We start from the raw sequence: 20202 nt of genomic DNA, 5'->3' as shown, positions 1-20202 counted from the left end.
AGTATAGCCGATAAAGAAAGTCTCTTTCAATATGAAAGAGACTTTCTTTTATTTCGATTATTGATTCTTTGTAGCTGAATTATCTGCTAAAGTAGCCGATTTCGTCATTTTTTGACCGTTACGGTAGAATGTAACTTCTACTTTCTCGCCTACTTTTTTCTTTTCATATAAATATTTACGGAATTGAAGCGCATTCTCTACTTTTTGATTATCTAATGCTACTACAATATCATATTGCTCTAAACCAGCTTTTTCAGCCGGTGATATTGGGTAAATTTTACCTAATACAACACCATTCGTTACTTCTTTCGGTACTTTCAATTGATTGACTGCATAAGCTTGCACATCTTCTAATGAAACGACACCTACTCCAAGCGCTGGACGTTTCACTACTCCGTCTTTTTCAAGTGATTCAATAACTGGCTTTGCGATATTAATTGGAATAGCAAATCCAATTCCTTCAACTTCTTGTTGTGCAATTTTACTTGAATTAATCCCAATTATTTCACCATTTTGGTTAAATAATGCACCACCACTGTTACCAGGGTTAATCGCTGCATCTGTTTGAATAACTTGTGCTTGCCAATCTGGTCGTTTATCGCCATCAATATCAACTGGAATTTCACGTTCTTTACTACTGATTATACCTTCCGTTACACTTCCATCAAAACCTAGTGGGTTACCGATTGCAATTGCTTTTTCACCCGCGCGGATTTTACTTGAGTCACCTAAAGTTGCAACTTTATTCACATTAGCCCCGTCAATTTCAACAACAGCTAAGTCTAACCAAGGATCTTTCCCTACTAACTTTGCATCTACCTTTTTACCATCACTTAGTTTTACAGCAAGTTTATTTGCACCATCTACTACGTGGTTGTTTGTTACGATATATGCTTTATTCCCTGCTTTTTTATAAATAACACCTGATCCTGAACCAGCTTGTTGTTCTTGACCTGTCGGTTGCATTGCAAATGGATCAACACTTTGTTGCATATTAATAACACCTACAACAACATCTTTCGCCCCTTCAATCATACCAGGTAAATCAGTTTCATTTTTCGCTTTATTTACAACAGGAACTACAGTACCTTCTACTTTTGAATCCGAACTAAATGATGATACTGGCGCTCCATTATTTTGAGCCCATGGCATATATGGTGCTGCAAAACTAATCGAAACCGCTCCGACTACAGCCCCCACTAAACCTGTGAAGAAATAGCCTTTTTTACTACCTGATTTTCTCACTTCTCTCGTTTCACTATGCTCTTCATTTAAATTTGGTCCGTCGTAATATCCCATGTTTTATTTCCCCTCTCTGGTGAATTCGTATTTTCAGTATAGTCACGTTTTGTGTCCTTCTTGTGAACTCATCGTGAAATCTAATTAAAAAAATACTCCTATCTAACATTGTAGACAAAAAAAGTATTTTTTGTACATTCTACCTTCAAAAGAGAGTATAAAATCGCCATTTCCCTAGGCTAAATTACACAAATCGTTCTAGATTATTCTTCAAATTTATAACCAACTCGAATAACAGTACCGATATGCTTCGCTTTATCTCCTAGCTTATTTCGAAGTTTTTTAATATGGGTATCAACCGTTCTGTCATCACCGTAATAGTCATATCCCCATAACTGATCTAATAAATGTTGACGTGATAACACGATTCCTTTGTTCTCCATTAAATACACAAGAAGTTCAAATTCTTTATGTGTCAATATAATTTCTTCTCCATCTACTAAAACAGTTCTAGATAGACGATTTACTTCTATTCCAGCTAAAGACATAGCATTTTCTTCCGCTACTCCTACCGCACCATCCGCACGTTTCAATAACGTCTTTGCGCGAGCTACTAATACTTTCGGGCTAAATGGTTTCGTTACATACTCGTCTGCACCTAATTCGAAACCTAGCAATGTATCATCCTCATCCGAACGTGCTGTCAACATAATAATTGGTACTGCTGATTCTTTTCTAATTCTTCTACAAACAGACCATCCATCTATTTCCGGTAACATAATATCTAACATAATTAAATCAATTTCATGCTCTGCAAATAACTCTAACGCTTTTTTTCCATCTTCTGCTTCGATTACTTCAAAGCCTTCATTACGAAAATAATCACTAACAATTTCACGTAATCTTCTTTCATCTTCAACAAGCAATACTGTTTTATTCATATAATCTATCCCGCCTTTTTACTCTTTCAATCGAATAATACGTTGATTGGAGCTTCCGCGAAATGGAAGTGTTAAATCTTTTTTCTCAATTTCAAACCTTCCATCGACTAAAACATCCCCATAATGTAACAACTCTATCATATCATTATTTTGAGAACTCTGTATCTCTTCTAACGTATAACCTGTATACATCCATAGGTTTTTTTTCAAATCTTTCACGATTTTTGCTACCTTTTTCACTTCAGCAGCTTGAAAAAATGGATCTCCACCTGAAAATGTTACATCAGTTAATGGATTACTTGCAATCTCTTTCACAATTTCTTCTACTGTCATTTCCGTTCCATTGCAAATATTCCACGATTTCGGATTATGGCAACCAACGCAACGATGCGGACAGCCCGCAAAAAACACGACTGTCCGCAATCCTTCTCCATCTACTACACTATCATGAATAATATTCATCACTTTCATTTATGTTTCACCCGATCTATCTCTTCACTACGTTTCGCACTATTCCACTTCGACATATCTCCTACAAGATAGCCTGTTATACGGCGAATTCTTTCTATATTAGCCTCATCTTTATTCCCGCAACTTGGACATTCATTCCCAATAACCCCGTGATAACTACAGCACTTACAACGGTCAACAGGATGATTAATTGAACCGTATCCAACGCCATGTTCTGCCATGGCTTGTACAATTTGTTTTAATGCCTTTTTGTTATGCATTGCTGCTCCATCTAGTTCAATATAAGTAATGTGTCCTCCATTACAGAGAGCGTGGAAAGGGCCTTCTAAACGGATTTTATTTATCGCTTGAATGTTATAATAAACTGGAATATGGAATGAATTCGTATAGTAATTATGGTTCGTTATACCGTTAATTTCACCAAATTCTTCTCTATCTTTTTTCACAAACTTCCCTGATAATCCTTCTGCTGGAGTTGCAATTACTGAGAAATTCAGTTGATGTTCTTCTGTCGCTTTATCCATTCTATCTCTCATAAAGGAAATAATTTCATACCCAAGTTTCCATGATTCTCCATCTTCCCCATGATGCTTTCCTGTTAAAGCTACTAAACATTCCGCAAGACCGATAAAACCAATACTTAACGTCCCTTGTTTTAAAATCGAGGCTACGGAGTCTTCAGGCTGCAACGTTTCTCCACCACGCCATACACCTTGTGAATATAAAAACTGAAAATCTCTTGCTCGCTTCGTACATTGATACGCATATCTTTCTAATAGCTGCTTAATTCCTAAATCTAAATAATAGTTTAGCGCTTCAAAAAACGCTTCTTTTGAACCACTAATTAACGCTAATTTCACTAAATTAATAGACGTAAATGATAAATTCCCTCTACCAATCGCTGTTTCTTCTCCATGTATATTAGACATAACACGGGTACGACATCCCATGTAACATACTTCACTTTCTGGTCTTCCATCATAATGTACTGCATTAAACGGAGCATCTAAAAATGAAAAGTTAGGGAACAATCGTTCAGCCGTTGTCTCTAATGCTAATTCAAATAAATCGTAGTTCGGATCACTTTCTTCAAAATTCACACCTTTTTTCATCTTGAAAATTTGAATCGGAAAAATCGGTGTCTCTCCTTTACCAAGTCCAGCTTGTGTCGCTTTTAAAAGTTGTTTAATTAACATTCTTCCTTCTTTTGATGTATCTGTTCCGTAATTAATAGAAATAAACGGTACTTGTCCTCCGCCCCTACTATGCATACTATTCGAATTATGAACGAAAGCCTCACACGCTTGATACGTATCATTTTCCGTTTCTTTCCATGCGAATTCTTCTATTTGTTCTTTCGTAAGCGGATATGATTGTAATCGTTTTTTATGTCTCTCAATTGTTTTTCGTACATAAGGTGCTAAATCAATATCAAAGAGTGCAAACGATTGACCACCATGCTGCATATTTTGATTCGCTTGAAAAATAATAGACGAAAGAGCCAATGCACTTTTAATGTCTTGCGGTTGTCTCATATGTCCATGTCCAGTATGAAAACCGTTAGCAAGCATTTGCGCTAACGGAATTTGTGAACAAGTCGTCGTTCCTGTTGCATAAAAATCTAAATCATGTGGATATAATATATTTTCATTTATCGCTTTTTTCACTTGATCTGACAATAAATTCTCAACAGCATAATATTTTGCACTCTCAGATGCGAACGTTCCCATTACGCCCATTGGAGAGCGGCCGTCTACATTTGCATTTTCTTGCATCAAATCTTGTTCATTGCCGTGGACTATTGTCTCAAACACTTTCATTAATTCTTCTTCTCCACGTGTATTATTTTGTAACATTTATAACCCTCCACCAATATGTTGTTATCTTTTGATTAAAATGTTACTACATATAGTCTTACTGTTTCTGTGAGAAATGTAACATTACTGTGAAATTTTTTTCACGAAATAATGAATTTTTCATTTACAAAAAAGAAATGTGCTCTTTACAAATGTATGGTACAATATACGGGAAAAACTCTTTTTACCCTTTATCAACACATTTGAATAAAGGAGACTGAACTTATGGTTACTACATATCTTTTATTTATCGTTGCCTACTTACTTGGCTCGATTCCATTTGCACTAGTTGTTGGAAAAATCGGCTACGGAATCGATATTCGTGAGCACGGGAGCGGTAATCTAGGCGGAACAAACACATTCCGCACATTAGGGAAAAAAGCAGGTTTTACCGTTACAATTGCTGACATTTTAAAAGGGACATTAGCAACAAGTCTACCAATGATTTTCGGATTAGATATTCATCCACTATGGTTCGGGTTAGCGGCTGTTCTTGGACATGTCTATCCAATCTTCGCGAAATTCCGCGGTGGTAAAGCAGTTGCAACTTCTGCTGGGGTGCTATTATGCTATTCACCAGTTGTTTTTGCAATATTGGCTGTTGTATTTTTCACCCTTTTATTTACAACAAGATACGTATCACTTTCTTCTATGGTAACAGCAGTTGTTGCTGTTATTGCATCCATTGTTAGCGGGGATAAAATCTTCATTATTGCGATGTGTTTATTAGCAGGTATGGTTATTTATAAACACCGTGCAAATATCGGACGAATTATAAATAAAACTGAACCAAAAGCAAACTTTTCAAAAAAGCAAAAATAAGATCGTAACCCACATAACGCAAAAAGAAAACGTGAAGCATATTAATAGCGTCTTTTTGCGTTATTTTTTATACTAAAGAAAAAGCAACATAATTTGGAGGAACTATACATGAATCTTTCCGTAACAAAAGAAGCAGCACAATGGTATAAAAATGAATTAAACTTACAATCAAATGAAACACTACGCTTTTTCGTACAATACGGTGGTTGCAGTACTGTGCAAAAAGGACTTTCTTTAGGGATTCGTAAAGATGATCCTGCACATCCTGCTGTTCAAATTCAAGAAGAAGGTATTAACTTCTTTATTGAAGGCGATGATGAATGGTTCTTCGATGGACATAATTTATCTGTTACACTTAACGAAGGTGACGACTTCCCACAATTTAATTATGAAAAATAAAAAAACGTGGCTTCTGCCACGCTTTTTTATTTTTTCTTAATTTCCTCATATTTCGCATACCAATCAGGATATAACTTTTTAAATGATACAGGGCGGAACCCTTCTTTTTTCGCACAAATATTCGTCGTACTTGCAGTAATACAAAGTTCACCATCACCATTATATATTTCATATCCATATACAACGCGAAGTGGGCTCACAGTATCTACCCATGTTTTTACGATTGCTTTTTCTCCGTAACGCATCGCTTTACGGTATGAAATTTGTAAATCTAACACAGGAGAAATAATTCCTTCTTTCTCCATTTCAACATATGAAAAACCTAAATCTTGTATAAGTTTCGTGCGACCTAACTCAAGCCACACTAAGTAGTTTGAATGGTAAACAACACCCATTTGATCTGTTTCCGCATAACGGATTTCAACTTCATGTTCTGCTACAAACATATGTATTCGCCTTCTTTCACTTCTGCTACCTTGCATACATTTAATCATAATACAGTGACATCAAAAATAAAATAAAAATAGTGAATCTTTTCCCGAAAGGAGCAAGCATATGATTCAAATTGTAACGGTTCGTAGCGGTGATAGCGTATATAGCTTGGCATCAAAATATGGATCAACACCTGACGAAATAGTAAAAGACAATGGACTAAATCCCGCTGAAACGCTCGTTGTTGGTCAGGCACTTATCGTTAATACGAAAGGAAATAATTATTATGTACAGCCTGGTGACAGCCTCTATCGGATTTCTCAAACATATAATGTCCCCCTCGCTAGTTTAGCTAAAGTTAATAATTTATCTTTAAAATCTATTCTCCATGTCGGACAACAATTATATGTACCAAAAGGCACAAAACGAGCTGTAGAATCCATCGCTTATTTACAACCTTCCACTATACCGATTAAAGAGAGTTTAGTTAATGCTACACGTGCCATCAATCCATTTTTAACATATTTAGCTTATTTTAGTTTTGAGGCAAAAAGAGATGGCACATTAAAAGAACCTACTGAAACAGCTAAAATTGCTAATATTGCAACGCAAGGGCAAACAATCCCTATGCTCGTTATTACAAATATTGAAAATGGTAATTTCAGTGCCGATCTAACATCGGTTATTTTACGCGACGCAACGATTCAAAACAAATTTATTACTAACATTTTGCAAACAGCTGAAAAATATGGCATGCGAGACATTCATTTCGATTTCGAGAGTGTAGCACCCGAAGACCGCGAGGCCTATAATCGCTTTTTACGAAATGTAAAAACACGCTTACCTAGCGGGTACACATTAAGCACAACTCTCGTACCGAAAACAAGTTCAAATCAAAAGGGAAAATTTTTCGAAGCCCATGATTATAAAGCGCAAGGGCAAATTGTTGATTTCGTCGTCATTATGACATATGACTGGGGTTGGCAGGGCGGGCCACCAATGGCAATCTCTCCTATTGGTCCTGTAAAAGAAGTACTTCAATACGCAAAATCTCAAATGCCTCCCCAAAAAATTATGATGGGGCAAAACTTATACGGATTCGATTGGAAACTTCCGTTCAAACAAGGGAATCCACCAGCAAAAGCAGTTAGCTCTGTCGCAGCTGTTGCACTTGCTCGTAAATATAATGTTCCTATCCGCTATGATTTCACAGCTCAAGCTCCACATTTTAATTACTTTGACGAAAATGGCGTACAACATGAAGTTTGGTTTGAAGATGCGAGGTCTATTCAAAGTAAATTCAATTTAATGAAAGAGCAGGGCATTGGCGGTATTAGTTATTGGAAGATTGGCTTGCCATTTCCACAAAATTGGCGTTTACTTGTTGAAAACTTTACGATTACGAAAAAGGGCTGACAAAAGTCAGCCCTTTTTGTACATTTTGTTAAGATTCATCTTTGATTTCACTTTTTAATGAGTCAATACTTTCTAAACGTCTTTGATTTTTTGCTTCAATAGCAGCACGATCTTTTTCATTAGAAAGTTCCGCTGTTTCTTTTGCTTCATTAAAGTTATCAACTGTATTTTGCACCATTTCTTGTAACTTTTCAGCGTTGTCACTTCGATTATCTGGATTTGGCATGTATTTCCCTCCTAATATTGTATATACACACCATCTTAAATTACCTATCTTTCCTCAAATTTATACATAAAAAAGGAGAATGTAATATTCTCCTTTTCTTTAACCATTATCAACAATCGGTTGTTTACCTGTTTGATCTTGCATTTGCTTTCCTTTATTTCCACCAGCTTTTTTTGATTGTGTTCCAATATGATTCGGTGCAAAGTCTTTTGAATTTTTTTTCGGATTACCCATTACTATCGCCTCCTTAACACTAGTATCGTACTAGTGTTAAGAATTATTCAGCTTGCTTAAAAAGTTTCATTTCATAACGTTTTTCAATGCGCTCTTCAATGCGATCAATTGCCTCACGATCGCTTAATAATTGTTGTTTATTTTCATTTACAAGTTCTTCAAACGATTTACGGCGACTTCTTCTCATGTTGTTCACCCTCTCTCCTTCGCTTTCTTATTACATAGTATGAGCAAACAAAAAACTCTTTAATCAGATTTGCAAGAAAATTTTATGTTTTAGTACTCCTAAAAAAACTCCGTGTACAATATATTGCACACGGAGTTTTTTATACCATAATATTTAAATACTCTTTCAACTTTTCATCTGCATTCATTTCATTTTCTTTATAATCATGAAGCGCCTGTAATACAAAATCATACTGCTCTAAAATATAACTTTCTAATTTCATAACATCCTCTAAGCTATTAAGCATAATTCTCGTATTACCAACTTCACTTTTTAACGCCGGTTCACATTTTAAACTTGTACATATTTCTTTCACATCTTCTTCTAATATCTCTGTTAATACATATTTCTTTCGCCCTTTTACCTTTAATCTCATAACTGGATAAAAAGCTTTTATATCTAAATAACTTCCTACGTTCATACAACGTAGCCATTCTACATTACGTTTATTACATGCAAGTATTTCTTTCACCGCTTCATATACCGCAGTTTCATCAAGCATAGCCTTATTTACTTTTCGTTTCCCTTCTTCTTCAATAGCTGCACACTTTTGATAAACAGCAGCACACGTAATGCAATCGTCAAATGCATTATGAGAGCTTAAACGAATTCCAAGCATTCGTTTTAACGTTTCAAGTTTATGATTAGGCGCATGCTTCATGTATTTCTTTGCTAAAAATACAGTATCAATTACTTTATTTTTAGGTTCAGGCAACCCAAGCATATTTACATTACTTTTCAAAAAGCGCATATCAAAAGAAGCATTATGGGCCACAATAACATTTGTATGTAAAAATGCTAAAAATAAAGGTAACACTTCTTCAATCGTCGGTGCATCTGAAACGCGATAATTAGTAATACCTGTTAAACTCGTTATTCGGTCCGGAATTGGCCGCTCTGGATTCACGTATGAAACAAATTGATCTACTAATTCATGATTACGATATTTCACTGCTGCAACTTGAATAATTTTATCATTATAAGGGTTAAATCCTGTTGTTTCAAAATCAATTACAACATAATCTAACGGTAAGGATACATTCCCCACTCCATACACTCCTTTATCTCTAAACGGTTATATTTCTTACATCATATCATGAAGTGATTACTACTTGAAAAAGAAAAGGCAGAAATGGGAACTCTCCATCTCTACCTTTTCACCATTATTTTAATTTAGCAACTCTTTTCTCCATCTCTTTTTGTGTCATCGGCCCAATAAACTTATCTTGAATGACACCTTTTGTATCTATAAAATACGAAGTTGGAATCGTAATTACTTTATAAGCTGTTGTCACATCAATGTTCTTGTCCAATAAAATAGGAAAAGTAATTCCTTTTTCTTTAGCAAAATTGCTTACCTTCTCTTCCCCCCCACCTTTTTCTGAAGGCGTATAATTGACCGCTAAAATTTCTACGTTCTCTTTATGTTCTTTATAGAAAGCCTCCATATCAGGCATTTCTTGCTGACATGGTCCACACCACGTAGCCCAAAAGTTTAAAATTACTTTCTTTCCTTTTAAATCCGATAACTTTACATTTGTCCCATCTAACTTCGTTAATGTAAAGTCCGGTGCACTCTTCCCTATCTCAATACCATTCCTTGCGATAATCTCTTTCATCGCAGCTTCACTTTTTTCTTGCTTCACTTTTACCGCCTGCTCTTTATGACCAAACTGTTCATAAGCTGCATATCCCGCTAAACAAAGTAACACTACAATAATCGTAAGCTTTCGCCACATTTTATATCACCCTAACGTATTATCTTCTTTTAACACATTCATCAAAATACTATATACCTTATTTTAGCTTATACGGACAAGCTTGGAAATATTCACATTCTAAATAATCAGAATTTTTATAACCAAGATGAAATATTTACCTTTTAATCATATAATTAGAAATACATAGAACATTTTACAATGAAAGGAGCTCTCATGAATTTATTTAAAAAAATACTTCTATATATTCTTAGTTTTATATTTTCCCCAATCGGAATTATCACATGGATTATCTCACTATTTAGTAAAGATCCTGAAAAAAAACAAGTTGGACATATTTGTCTCTATATCGCATTAATCTCATTTATCCTTTTGGCAGGCCTCGGCATTATTACTTTTTTCACGATGACTACCATTACTACTATAGAATAGCTATAGAAAGGATGATTGTTTTGGGAGAACACCCTATCACCAAAGAGCTACGCTATATACGAATATGCTTAGTTATTTTAATAATCGTTCTTTTATTTTTCAACAGTGAAAAAGTCGTTGAAATTTCTACAAATCATGATTCCATAGAAAATGTTCCCACCAGTAATATGACACAAATCGCGGAAAATACATTCGCTATTCAAGAATATAATCCATTACTAAGTAGCGAACATACAATTAAGATTTTCAAATATAATCCAGATACAAATCAACTTACTCTCGTCAAAGAAGTTAATTCTAGTGATTCGAATTCTTATACTTATCAACTTAATGAGACCGAATAAAGTGAAACTTTAATCAGCCCTCACCAATCGGGCTGCCCGGCAAATAGCGGAATAAAGATAAGAGCATTACATATCTCTTATCTTTTTGTTTGCAACTCTTTGTACAATGAGTTGCAATTTAATAATTCTCTAGGATTCCCACATTCCACAATAGTCCCATTCTTTATGACAACAACACAATCTGCTATCATCGCTCTCTCTACATCATGTGTTGCCACAATTCTCGTTACATCTCTTCCTATCCCTTCAATCATATTCCAAACCAGTTCTTGATTGCCCGGATCTAGCCCAGCCGTCGGTTCATCTAAAATAATAAGAGTTGGATTTGATACAATCGCCCACATAACGGACAGGGAAAAAGAGCATCTCAATTGTCGCTAACACTGCAATGAGTGAACCAACTTCTATTTCTCCCCTCATTATTTTTTGTGCACCTATAATGAGAACAACAATATATGCTCCTGTTTCAATCACCGTTCCAACTACTCCAATGCAATGTTGCATCATCGTCTTCTTTACTTCTGATTTATACGATTGTGCCGTTACTTCTTTAAATAAGCGAATTGCCCATTTTTCTTTTTGTAAACTCCGCAAATCTTGTATCCCCTTTACAAACTGTGACACCATCTCTACAACACTTGAGTGATTTTTTTGAGAAACGCTTGCAATATCTCTTACCTTTTCTCCCATCAGTATTGGAACAATTGTACTTAAAAATAAAAACGGAGTTACCCACAATATAAACTGTATATCTATATGTTGTAGTGCTATGAAAGCTCCAATAAATTGGGCAATAGCGTGTATATATTCTATTAATATAGAGCCATATAATCTGACCCAGTTCGGAATATCAGACACGACCAAAGTTTCTAACTCTCCTTGCTTAATCTTCTCACTCTCTTCAAACGGTAATGAGAAATAGTGACGCAATAATTCTATACGTTTCGTTTGTAATATACGTTGACTCGCTTTTGAACTTATATAATCAAATAAAAGATTGTTCGCCCACATTAAAAAGTGACTACCCGCAAACAAAGCTATATATACATACGCACCTTTTAGCTCCCTTTGAATAAGATTGTCTACAATTAATCCCATGAAAATTGGGCGAGATAAATTTAAAATGGCAGCAATTATCCCACTACATACAGCTGCTATTACTAATATTTTTTCTTTCTGTAACGGTAACAGAATTCTTTTATATTCTTTCATGACGTTTCCTCCATTTTTCGTAGTAAAAAAGAAAGGGATGAAACCATATGGTTTCATCCCTTTCCATAAAATAAGGAAGCTAACTATTGTTAGCTTCCTTATTATTCATTTCAATTATTTAGTTCGACACTTTAGACTCTTCAATTTTCTCACGAAGAACCATTTGCAGAATACCACCGTGACGGTAGTAGTCAATTTCTACTTCACTATCGAAACGAGCTACTACTTCAAATTGTTTTTCATTGCCATCTGCATCAGTTGCAACTACTTTCACAAGATCGCGTGGTCTAACTGTTTTGTCGATTTGAATTTCAAATGACTCGTTACCAACAAGACCTAACGTTTCAGCACTTTCGCCATCTTTAAATTGAAGTGGTAGTACACCCATTAACACTAAGTTACTGCGGTGAATACGCTCAAAGCTTTCTGCAATTACTGCTTTAATACCTAGTAAGTTTGTTCCTTTCGCAGCCCAGTCACGAGAACTTCCCATACCGTAATCTTTACCAGCAACAACTAGAAGGCCTGTGCCATCTTCTTTATATTTCATAGCAGCATCATAGATAGACGTTACTTCACCTGTTGGCCAATATGTTGTATATCCGCCTTCTGTTCCTGGTGCGATTTGGTTTTTAATACGGATGTTCGCGAATGTACCACGCATCATAACTTCATGGTTACCACGACGAGAACCGTAAGAATTGAAGTCAACTGGTTGTACGCCGTTTTCTAATAAGTAGCGTCCAGCTGGTGTATGCTTACCGATTGAACCTGCTGGTGAAATGTGGTCTGTCGTTACAGAGTCACCAAATTTACCAACTACGCGTAGGCCTGATAATGTTTCAACTTCACCTGGCTCTTTAGATAATCCTTCAAAGAATGGTGGGTTTTGAATGTATGTTGAATCATTATCCCAAGTATATAACGCTTCATTTGAAGTTTGGATTTCATTCCAACGCTCATTGCTGTTAAATACTTGTGCATATTCTTTCTTGAACAGTTCAGATGTAACAACACTTTGAACTACATCTTCAATTTCTTTAGCTGATGGCCAAATATCGTTGAAGTAAACAGCATTGCCATTTGCATCTTTACCGATTTCATCATTTTTCAGGTCAATATCAACAGTACCTGCAAGTGCATATGCCACAACTAGTGGTGGTGATGCTAAGTAGTTTGCTTTTACAAGTGGGTGGATACGCCCTTCAAAGTTACGGTTACCAGATAAAACAGATGTTACTAATAAGTCGTTTGCTGCGATTGCTTCTTCTAATTCTGGCGCTAATGGACCAGAGTTACCGATACAAGTCGTACAACCGTAACCAACTGTTTGGAAACCTAATTGATCTAAATATGTTGTTAAACCAGACTTATCTAAGTACTCAGTAACAACTTTAGATCCTGGTGCTAATGATGTTTTTACATACTCAGGTACTACAAGTCCTTTTTCAATTGCTTTCTTCGCAACTAGACCTGCTCCAATTAATACGTATGGGTTTGATGTATTTGTACAGCTTGTAATTGCAGCGATTGCAATTGCACCTGTTTTCATCGTTACTTCTTTATCTTCTAATGTAACCTTCACTTCTTTATCGAACTCTTGCTCATTAAATCCAAGTCCTTGTGTTCCAACTGGTGCTAAAACAGCTTTGTGGAACGCATCTTTCATATCTGAAAGTGGAATTAAATCTTGTGGGCGTTTCGGTCCAGAAAGGTTAGATTCGATTGTATTTAAATCAATTTCTACAAGATCAGTGTAGATTGGATCTTTACTGTCTGCTGTATAGAATAAACCGTTCGCTTTACAGTATTCTTCAACAACGCGAATTTGTTCTTCATCTCTACCTGTTAAACGTAAGTATTCTAATGAAATATCATCGATTGGGAAGAATCCACAAGTTGCGCCGTATTCTGGTGCCATATTTGAAATTGTTGCACGGTCAGCTAAAGGCATGCTCTTTAGTCCATTACCGAAGAACTCAACGAATTTACCAACTACACCTTTTTGACGTAATACTTGCGTTACTTTTAAGGCAACGTCAGTTGCTGTAGTACCACTTGGAAGTGTACCTGTTAATTTCACACCGATTACTTCAGGTACTGGGAAGTATGAAGGCTGTCCAAGCATTCCTGCTTCTGCTTCAATACCACCAACACCCCATCCAAGAACGCCGATACCATTAATCATTGTTGTATGTGAGTCTGTTCCAACTAATGAATCTGGGTATGCAACTAAGTCACCTTCAGCATTTTTCACAGCATGAACAACTGGTGCTAAATATTCAAGGTTTACTTGGTGTACAATACCTGTAGCTGGTGGAACTGCACGATAGTTATCAAATGATTTTTGTGCCCAGCTTAAAAATTTATAACGTTCTTCATTACGTTTAAACTCTAAGTCCATGTTGAATGCAAGCGCGTCTGCCGTACCCGCTCTATCAACCTGTACAGAGTGATCAATTACAAGGTCTACAGTAATTTCTGGATTGATTTTATCAGGATCTCCACCCATGTCTGCCATTGCTTTACGAAGCGAAGCCAAATCAACAACAGCTGGTACACCAGTGAAATCTTGTAAAATTACACGAGATGGTTTAAATGGAACATCGATATCTTGCACATCTTTCGTTCCCCATTTCGCTAAATTTTTAACATGCTCTTCTGTAATTACACGTCCGTCTACTTGACGAAGTACTGATTCAAGTAAAACTTTCACGGAATATGGTAATTGAGATACGTTGCCAACCCCTGCATTTTCAAGCGCTTTCAAATCATAATAATGATACGTTTTTCCATCTACTTCAAAAGTTGCACGTGATTGAAATGGATTATGTTTGACCATTATGTTTCCCCCCTGTTAAACGTGACTAAGTTGTCTGAATATAAAATGTAGACAAACTTTTCAATACCTTACGATAATATCTTATTACAACTTTCTAAATAAGTAAATAATAAGAAACTTATAGATTATCATAAGTTTTCTTTATGTTTCTAAATTTGAATAGTGTTCATGCTCCTTATGAATACTATTACCATAAAGTAAAGTGCTCTATTAGCGCTTTACTTATAGTTCATACACACTATGAACTGCTCATCATTCAACATACAAAAAAATGTTATAGAGGTGAAATAAAATGGGTAAAAGAAAAGCAAATCATACTATTTCAGGAATGAATGCAGCATCCGCACAAGGACAAGGTACTGGTTATAACGAAGAGTTTGCAAATGAAAACTTAACTCCTGCAGAAAGACAAAATAATAAGAAACGCAAAAAGAACCAGTAACGAAAAATCCCAAAAGGAACATTCACCTTTTGGGATTTTTTCTAATGTTTATAACGTAACAATTCTGAAACCGTTACAAATCGATAGCCTTGTTTTTTTAGCTCAGGTAAAATTTTTGCTAGTGCTGCTACCGTTTGACTACGATCATTTCCTCCATCATGTAACAATACAATATCGCCACTTTTAGCATTTTTCACTACATGATTTACGATAGATTCCACCCCTGGATTTGCCCAATCACGTGGGTCTTGATGCCACGACCATAGAACGGTTTGATAACCTGCTTCTTTTGCTGTTTTAAATACAGCATCGTTAATATATCCACCAGGAGGACGGAATAGCAACGGTTCTTTCACCCATTTTTCGAAAAATTTCTTTCCATCCAAAATATCTTTTTTTAATTTTTCATCTGATGAACTATTTGCATATAAATGATTCATCGTATGATTTCCAATCTCATGTCCCTCTTTTAACACTTGTTTCACTAAATATGGATTGCGCTGAACTCGAAATCCAATCATAAAAAATGTCGCTTCAGCCTTATATTGACGTAATAAATGTAAAACTTGTGGTGTATACGTTGGATCTGGTCCATCATCAAATGTAATGGCAATAATTTTTTCATTATTAGGTACTTCCCACGTTACATAGCCAGTTGGTTCTAGCTCTTTTCTGAGCAACATTTTCGCTTCCACTTTTTCAACTTGAAATATATGTACTGCGCATAATAAAGAAAAAACGAATAGAAAAATTTTCTGTTTTCGCATAATGTTCATTAAAGTAAGAGGTTGTCAAATACACAACAACCTAATTTACTTTTCTAATTGATCTACATTTCGCATTATATTTTGGAGATTATTTTCATATTGCTCAAGTTGTGGACGTTGTGTTTCTGAAGCTACCTCTAGTGCATTTTGAATTTGTTCATATGCTTCCTGAACCTCTTGGCGTAATTCTTTTAAATCATGACCGTAGTTTGGATCATTTTTCACAATGTTGTTAAATGCATTTTCTGCTTGTGTAACGCCTTGCTGCGCTGCTTGAAACGCTTGTTGTTTATCTTTATGATATGGCATTATATAATCCCCTTTCTGTAATAGTTAGTCCCAATTATCTTTACCTTTTTTTCTAAAAACATTCTCGTATAAATTTGCAAACTTCTCTCATTCTAAAAAGGAAGAGGAGGTGTCACATACAATGGGAAAAAACAATCGTGAAGCGAAAGAAAAAAAAGGACAACCTGAACCATTAAGCGGATCTCATAAAGTAAAAAACCGTAACCATTCACGCCAAAAACATCATGCGCATCATGATATGTAAAACAAAAAGTGCACACTAGCTATCTTTTCCACATACAATGTTTATATTTTTCCATTTATTCTTCACCCCTAATTCATTCATGCATAACATAGTATGAATTGAGATTTTACGGAGGGTGTCTTACATGGGCAAGAAAAAGAAGGATTGTCTTTTTCATGTTGATGGTTTCGAAGAATGGATGGATCAGTTTTGTTCTGACTCTTGTAGTAACTTTAGTTTCCCAAATCAAATTCATATTGACCTTTGCGAAACTGAACAAGAATACATTTTGGAAACAGATGTACCAAATGCCAATGAACAAAATGTAGTCATTAAAAAGATGGAGACAGGCCTAACCATTTGCATACTTCATAAAAACATTTCTTTGCAGCGAACTATCCCTTTACCCGCTAATGTTATTTATAAGAAGATGCTAGCCTGCTTAGAGAATGGTTTTTTGGCCATTCATATTTCCAAAAATGAAGTTGCTGATAAACATGAAAAGAAAGTTCTTTTTTCAAATTAAGAGTTAATATAATACAAACATAAGCCCCAGTTGGTACTGGGGCTTATGTTATTTCGCATGCATTTCTATATTAGAATTTCTATCATATCTTTTTTTCAATAAACCTTTTGTAACTACAAGCACAGGAAATGCCACAGTTGAGAATATAGCTAATGCTGAAAATACTGCAAACCCATTTTGGTACCCGTAGTAATCGAGAAGTACTCCTCCAAACCACGGACCTATTACTGCTCCAATTCCCGAAAAGCCCATCGCACCGAAGTATGTTCCTTTTAGATACGCAACAGCAATATCATCAATAAATACATCCGTCATCGAAAACATTAAGACTTCTCCAATTGTAAAAATAATTGTACAAACGGCAGCACCTAGCATGGATTCTACTATTCCAAAGCCAAATAATCCCCCACTCACAAATAAAGCCCCCACCATAATTGATGTTAACGGTGTATACTTTTTACAAATTTGAATAACAGGGTATTGAATAATCACTACAACAATCGCATTTAAAGCGAGCATATATGAGAATAGCTTCACTCCATCCTCAAATATATGTGCATTTGCAAAATATTGAGATACTGTCGTCGTCAAATGTGAAAAACCACAATTACTCAAAATAATACCGACTAAAGCAACTAAAAATACTATATCTTTTCGTAATATACGCATTGCATTTAGCATTGTAACAGGTTTTTCTGTACTTACTTTCTTTTTTTTCATTGGATACTTCTTAAATTGGAACGCTAATATAGCTGTATATAGAATATATACCCCAGCTGCTACTAAAAAAGGAATTGTTGATTTTGCACTTCCAATCTGTAATCCAACAATTGGTCCAATTGCAACTCCAACATTTATTGCACCGTATCGTAAGTTATAGACGAGTAACCGATACTCAGGCTTTGTTAAATCTGATAATAATGCTCTTGATGTTGGCTCAAAAAACGACCTACATAATCCATTTAAAGCGTTTAATAAAAAGAAACTTAAAACATGATCCGCAAGTGAAAAACCTATAAACACAAAAATCCAAACGATCATGGACCAGAGCATAATCGTTTTCCGGCCAAATCGATCTGATAAATTCCCTCCGATAAAACTAGCAAAAACACCAACAAGTGCACTCGTTCCAATAATAGCACCAGTCATTCCAGCTGATACACCTTTAACAGTCGTTAAATAAATCGCTAAAAAAGGAATACTCATTGACGTGGCGAACCTCGCAAATAAAGTCCCTATTATAATTGTCATTCCTAACGGATGAATATTTTGCAACTTCCCCTTCATCTTAAAAACCTACTCTCCCTGTTCTTACATAAAAAAAGAAAGCAAAGGATCTGCTTTCTTTTCCTTTTCTATACTTGAGCTGTTGATACTCGAGCTGTTCTTGTGATATCCATATCTATGCCATATGTAAACTGTAATTCTTTACAAACATCTTTAATTAATATTGCAACATTATACTTCTCATTAAATTGTAAAACGATGTTCTCCACTTCTTCATATGTATACTTATATTCGCCTGTAATGACACTTTTTAGATCAAAGCATTCGTTAATACAAAGTTGTACAAGTAGCTGGTCATATTTCTCTATTACATCTTCTTTCTTCCAAAGTAACTCTTTTACATATAATCGATCAAGCTTCACACTTTCTCGATTACAATCCGTTAAAATCCGGGTCATTTCATTTAATTCTCGATATAATTCAGAAATATTTCTGCTTAAACTAAGCAGTTTATCTACGCCGTTTTCATATAACATATTCATTCCACCCCCGCATTTTCTTTTTCTTATTATAGCAAGAAAATTCTAAAAATAGTTTCTTTCTTCTGAAATATTAGGAAACTAATTTCAATTGCTTTACAATGAAACTAGTTAATGCGAGAGGAGAAAGAAAATTGGAGCACAAATTATATTACACTGACGCTTATAAGCAAGACTTTACTACTAAAATTATAAAGCAAGATTATGATAAAGACGGTAACTTATACGTTGTTTTGAATGAAACAGCATTTTATCCGACAGGTGGCGGACAACCATATGATACTGGTACATTAAATGATATCAATGTAATCAATGTAGAAGAGATAAACGGAGAAATTCGTCACTACATCGCAGAACAATTACATACAGAAGACGTAGAAGGTAAAATTAATTGGGAGCGCCGTTTTGATCATATGCAGCAACATGCGGCTCAGCACATTTTATCTGCTGCTTTTTGGGACTATTTCAACATACCTACGATTGGATTCCATCTTGGTAAAGAAACGGTAACAATCGATTTAGAAACAGAAAATCTGCATACAGAAACAGTTGAAAAAGCAGTACAAATTGCAAACAAAATTGTTTTTGAAAACCATCCAATCCGTATAGAGTGGATGAACTTAGAAGAAGCGAAAACATTACCTCTTCGTAAAGAACCGAATATGACAGAAAATATACGTGTTGTTATTATCGAAAATTACGACTACAACGGCTGTGGTGGAACCCATCCGAAACGCACTGGTGAAGTCGGGCCTATTCAAGTACTAGGATGGGAGCGCAATAAAGGTGGTATACGCTTAACCTTTATCGCTGGTTGGCGTACACTTAAATTAATGGGGCAACAGCAACAAATTATGAAAGATGTTTCCAAACAATTAAACAGTAGCGAAACTGATATCCCAGCAAAAGTGGCACAGCTTCTTACCTCTCAAAAGGAAAACGAAAAAACAATACAAACAATGAATGAAAAATTATTATTTGCAGAGGCAAATGAATTACTGCAACAGCCCACCGAAATACATGCTGGGTTACTTATTTCTAAAGCATTTACAGATCGTTCTATGCAAGAAGTTGCAAAAATATCAGCTATCATTACAGAACAACAAGAGCATGCAATTACGTATTTCGTTATTGAAAATGATGACAAACTACAATGTATTCTCGCTTGCGGAAAAACAGTAACGCTCGATATGAATGCTCTTTTAAAAGATGCTCTTCCTGCAATTGAAGGAAAAGGTGGCGGAAATAAAAAGAGTGCACGCGGCGGCGGAAAAGCGGTTATGAACGGGGACGAGTTTTTAAATCAGCTTGTTTCTTCTTTACAGTCAGCAGTGTAAAACATGTTTATGAAGGATAGCT

The 20202-nt window shown here is 35.4% G+C and carries 24 protein-coding genes and 1 pseudogene; 9 read left to right on the top strand and 16 right to left on the bottom strand.

The window, feature by feature from the left end; translation table 11 throughout:
• Positions 1-57: 57 nt before the first annotated feature.
• From AU379_RS06340 to AU379_RS06325, 4 genes are all read right to left on the bottom strand, one after another.
• A complete protein-coding gene (locus AU379_RS06340; RefSeq protein WP_000542641.1) occupies positions 58-1299 on the bottom strand; it encodes a trypsin-like peptidase domain-containing protein in 1242 nt (413 codons plus the stop codon).
• A 203-nt stretch (positions 1300-1502) separates the two neighbouring features.
• Entirely contained in the window at positions 1503-2180 is a 678-nt protein-coding gene (locus tag AU379_RS06335) for a response regulator transcription factor (protein WP_001044679.1), read from the bottom strand.
• Between the two features lie 18 nt (positions 2181-2198).
• A complete protein-coding gene (gene nrdG / locus AU379_RS06330) occupies positions 2199-2651 on the bottom strand; it encodes an anaerobic ribonucleoside-triphosphate reductase activating protein (RefSeq protein ID WP_000867078.1) in 453 nt (150 codons plus the stop codon).
• Positions 2648-4507, bottom strand: coding sequence for an anaerobic ribonucleoside triphosphate reductase (locus AU379_RS06325; RefSeq protein ID WP_000940073.1), 1860 nt, complete (start codon positions 4505-4507; stop codon positions 2648-2650). Before AU379_RS06325 ends, nrdG begins: the two co-directional genes overlap by 4 nt.
• Before the next feature lie 225 nt (positions 4508-4732).
• Here AU379_RS06325 and plsY point away from each other — a divergent pair, with 225 nt between their 5' ends.
• Together plsY and AU379_RS06315 are read left to right on the top strand one after the other, a co-directional pair.
• Positions 4733-5329, top strand: a complete 597-nt coding sequence (gene plsY / locus AU379_RS06320; RefSeq protein ID WP_000258974.1) for a glycerol-3-phosphate 1-O-acyltransferase PlsY — start codon at positions 4733-4735, stop codon at positions 5327-5329.
• Between the two features lie 108 nt (positions 5330-5437).
• Positions 5438-5728 (top strand): HesB/YadR/YfhF family protein, encoded by a 291-nt coding sequence (locus AU379_RS06315; protein ID WP_001054453.1) that lies wholly within the window; start codon positions 5438-5440, stop codon positions 5726-5728.
• Positions 5729-5754: 26 nt separating this feature from the next.
• On the opposite strand, the gene AU379_RS06310 is transcribed toward AU379_RS06315, so the two are convergent.
• Entirely contained in the window at positions 5755-6174 is a 420-nt protein-coding gene (locus AU379_RS06310) for a thioesterase family protein (protein ID WP_061139019.1), read from the bottom strand.
• Between the two features lie 109 nt (positions 6175-6283).
• Here AU379_RS06310 and AU379_RS06305 point away from each other — a divergent pair, with 109 nt between their 5' ends.
• Complete coding sequence (locus AU379_RS06305; RefSeq protein WP_000614862.1) at positions 6284-7576, top strand: glycosyl hydrolase family 18 protein; 1293 nt, start codon at positions 6284-6286, stop codon at positions 7574-7576.
• A 28-nt stretch (positions 7577-7604) separates the two neighbouring features.
• Here AU379_RS06305 and tlp read toward each other — a convergent pair whose 3' ends face one another.
• From tlp to AU379_RS06280, 5 genes are all read right to left on the bottom strand, one after another.
• Positions 7605-7802: a small acid-soluble spore protein Tlp gene (gene tlp / locus AU379_RS06300; protein ID WP_001133511.1), complete on the bottom strand. Its 198-nt coding sequence runs from the start codon at positions 7800-7802 to the stop codon at positions 7605-7607.
• Positions 7803-7901: 99 nt separating this feature from the next.
• Positions 7902-8036, bottom strand: coding sequence for an acid-soluble spore protein SspN (sspN, locus tag AU379_RS06295; protein ID WP_000527987.1), 135 nt, complete (start codon positions 8034-8036; stop codon positions 7902-7904).
• A gap of 43 nt (positions 8037-8079) precedes the next feature.
• A complete protein-coding gene (locus AU379_RS06290) occupies positions 8080-8223 on the bottom strand; it encodes an FbpB family small basic protein (RefSeq protein WP_001254703.1) in 144 nt (47 codons plus the stop codon).
• A 139-nt stretch (positions 8224-8362) separates the two neighbouring features.
• On the bottom strand, positions 8363-9310 hold the full coding sequence (locus AU379_RS06285) for a 3'-5' exonuclease (RefSeq protein WP_000528755.1): 948 nt from the start codon (positions 9308-9310) through the stop codon (positions 8363-8365).
• Between the two features lie 115 nt (positions 9311-9425).
• Entirely contained in the window at positions 9426-10001 is a 576-nt protein-coding gene (locus tag AU379_RS06280) for a redoxin domain-containing protein (RefSeq protein WP_000269054.1), read from the bottom strand.
• A 195-nt stretch (positions 10002-10196) separates the two neighbouring features.
• Between AU379_RS06280 and AU379_RS06275 the strand changes: the two genes are divergently transcribed.
• Positions 10197-10412, top strand: a complete 216-nt coding sequence (locus tag AU379_RS06275) for a hypothetical protein (protein ID WP_001048152.1) — start codon at positions 10197-10199, stop codon at positions 10410-10412.
• 11 nt (positions 10413-10423) lie between these two features.
• Entirely contained in the window at positions 10424-10756 is a 333-nt protein-coding gene (locus AU379_RS31185) for a YmzC family protein (RefSeq protein ID WP_082769912.1), read from the top strand.
• 77 nt (positions 10757-10833) lie between these two features.
• On the opposite strand, the pseudogene AU379_RS06265 reads toward AU379_RS31185, so the two are convergent.
• Both AU379_RS06265 and acnA read right to left on the bottom strand, forming a co-directional pair.
• A pseudogene (locus tag AU379_RS06265) lies at positions 10834-11968 on the bottom strand (ABC transporter transmembrane domain-containing protein).
• 118 nt (positions 11969-12086) lie between these two features.
• On the bottom strand, positions 12087-14810 hold the full coding sequence (gene acnA, locus AU379_RS06260; protein WP_061139017.1) for an aconitate hydratase AcnA: 2724 nt from the start codon (positions 14808-14810) through the stop codon (positions 12087-12089).
• A 292-nt stretch (positions 14811-15102) separates the two neighbouring features.
• On the opposite strand from acnA, the gene sspO reads away from it, so the two are divergent.
• Positions 15103-15252, top strand: a complete 150-nt coding sequence (gene sspO / locus AU379_RS06255; RefSeq protein WP_000518055.1) for an acid-soluble spore protein SspO — start codon at positions 15103-15105, stop codon at positions 15250-15252.
• Between the two features lie 41 nt (positions 15253-15293).
• On the opposite strand, the gene pdaB is transcribed toward sspO, so the two are convergent.
• Together pdaB and AU379_RS06245 are read right to left on the bottom strand one after the other, a co-directional pair.
• Positions 15294-16019 carry a polysaccharide deacetylase family sporulation protein PdaB gene (gene pdaB, locus AU379_RS06250; RefSeq protein ID WP_003284976.1) on the bottom strand — a complete coding sequence of 242 codons (726 nt, stop codon included), beginning with the start codon at positions 16017-16019 and terminating at the stop codon, positions 15294-15296.
• Positions 16020-16064: 45 nt separating this feature from the next.
• Entirely contained in the window at positions 16065-16328 is a 264-nt protein-coding gene (locus tag AU379_RS06245) for a hypothetical protein (protein ID WP_001146295.1), read from the bottom strand.
• 121 nt (positions 16329-16449) lie between these two features.
• Here AU379_RS06245 and AU379_RS06240 point away from each other — a divergent pair, with 121 nt between their 5' ends.
• Together AU379_RS06240 and AU379_RS06235 are read left to right on the top strand one after the other, a co-directional pair.
• Complete coding sequence (locus AU379_RS06240) at positions 16450-16572, top strand: small acid-soluble spore protein P (RefSeq protein WP_000517649.1); 123 nt, start codon at positions 16450-16452, stop codon at positions 16570-16572.
• A 124-nt stretch (positions 16573-16696) separates the two neighbouring features.
• Positions 16697-17077 carry an Hsp20/alpha crystallin family protein gene (locus AU379_RS06235; protein ID WP_000516731.1) on the top strand — a complete coding sequence of 127 codons (381 nt, stop codon included), beginning with the start codon at positions 16697-16699 and terminating at the stop codon, positions 17075-17077.
• A 48-nt stretch (positions 17078-17125) separates the two neighbouring features.
• Here the strand turns inward: AU379_RS06235 and AU379_RS06230 are convergent, their stop codons facing one another.
• Both AU379_RS06230 and AU379_RS06225 read right to left on the bottom strand, forming a co-directional pair.
• Entirely contained in the window at positions 17126-18364 is a 1239-nt protein-coding gene (locus AU379_RS06230) for an MFS transporter (protein ID WP_061139016.1), read from the bottom strand.
• A gap of 68 nt (positions 18365-18432) precedes the next feature.
• Entirely contained in the window at positions 18433-18840 is a 408-nt protein-coding gene (locus AU379_RS06225; RefSeq protein WP_061139015.1) for a hypothetical protein, read from the bottom strand.
• A gap of 137 nt (positions 18841-18977) precedes the next feature.
• On the opposite strand from AU379_RS06225, the gene AU379_RS06220 reads away from it, so the two are divergent.
• A complete protein-coding gene (locus tag AU379_RS06220) occupies positions 18978-20180 on the top strand; it encodes a DHHA1 domain-containing protein (protein ID WP_157462600.1) in 1203 nt (400 codons plus the stop codon).
• The last annotated feature ends 22 nt before the right edge of the window (positions 20181-20202 follow it).

Source organism: Bacillus sp. JH7, from assembly GCF_001563515.1.
GTDB classification, from domain to species: Bacteria; Bacillota; Bacilli; order Bacillales; family Bacillaceae_G; genus Bacillus_A; species Bacillus_A cereus.
Note: the sequence above shows the minus strand (reverse complement) of the source record. Positions and strands in the feature narration are given on the sequence as shown.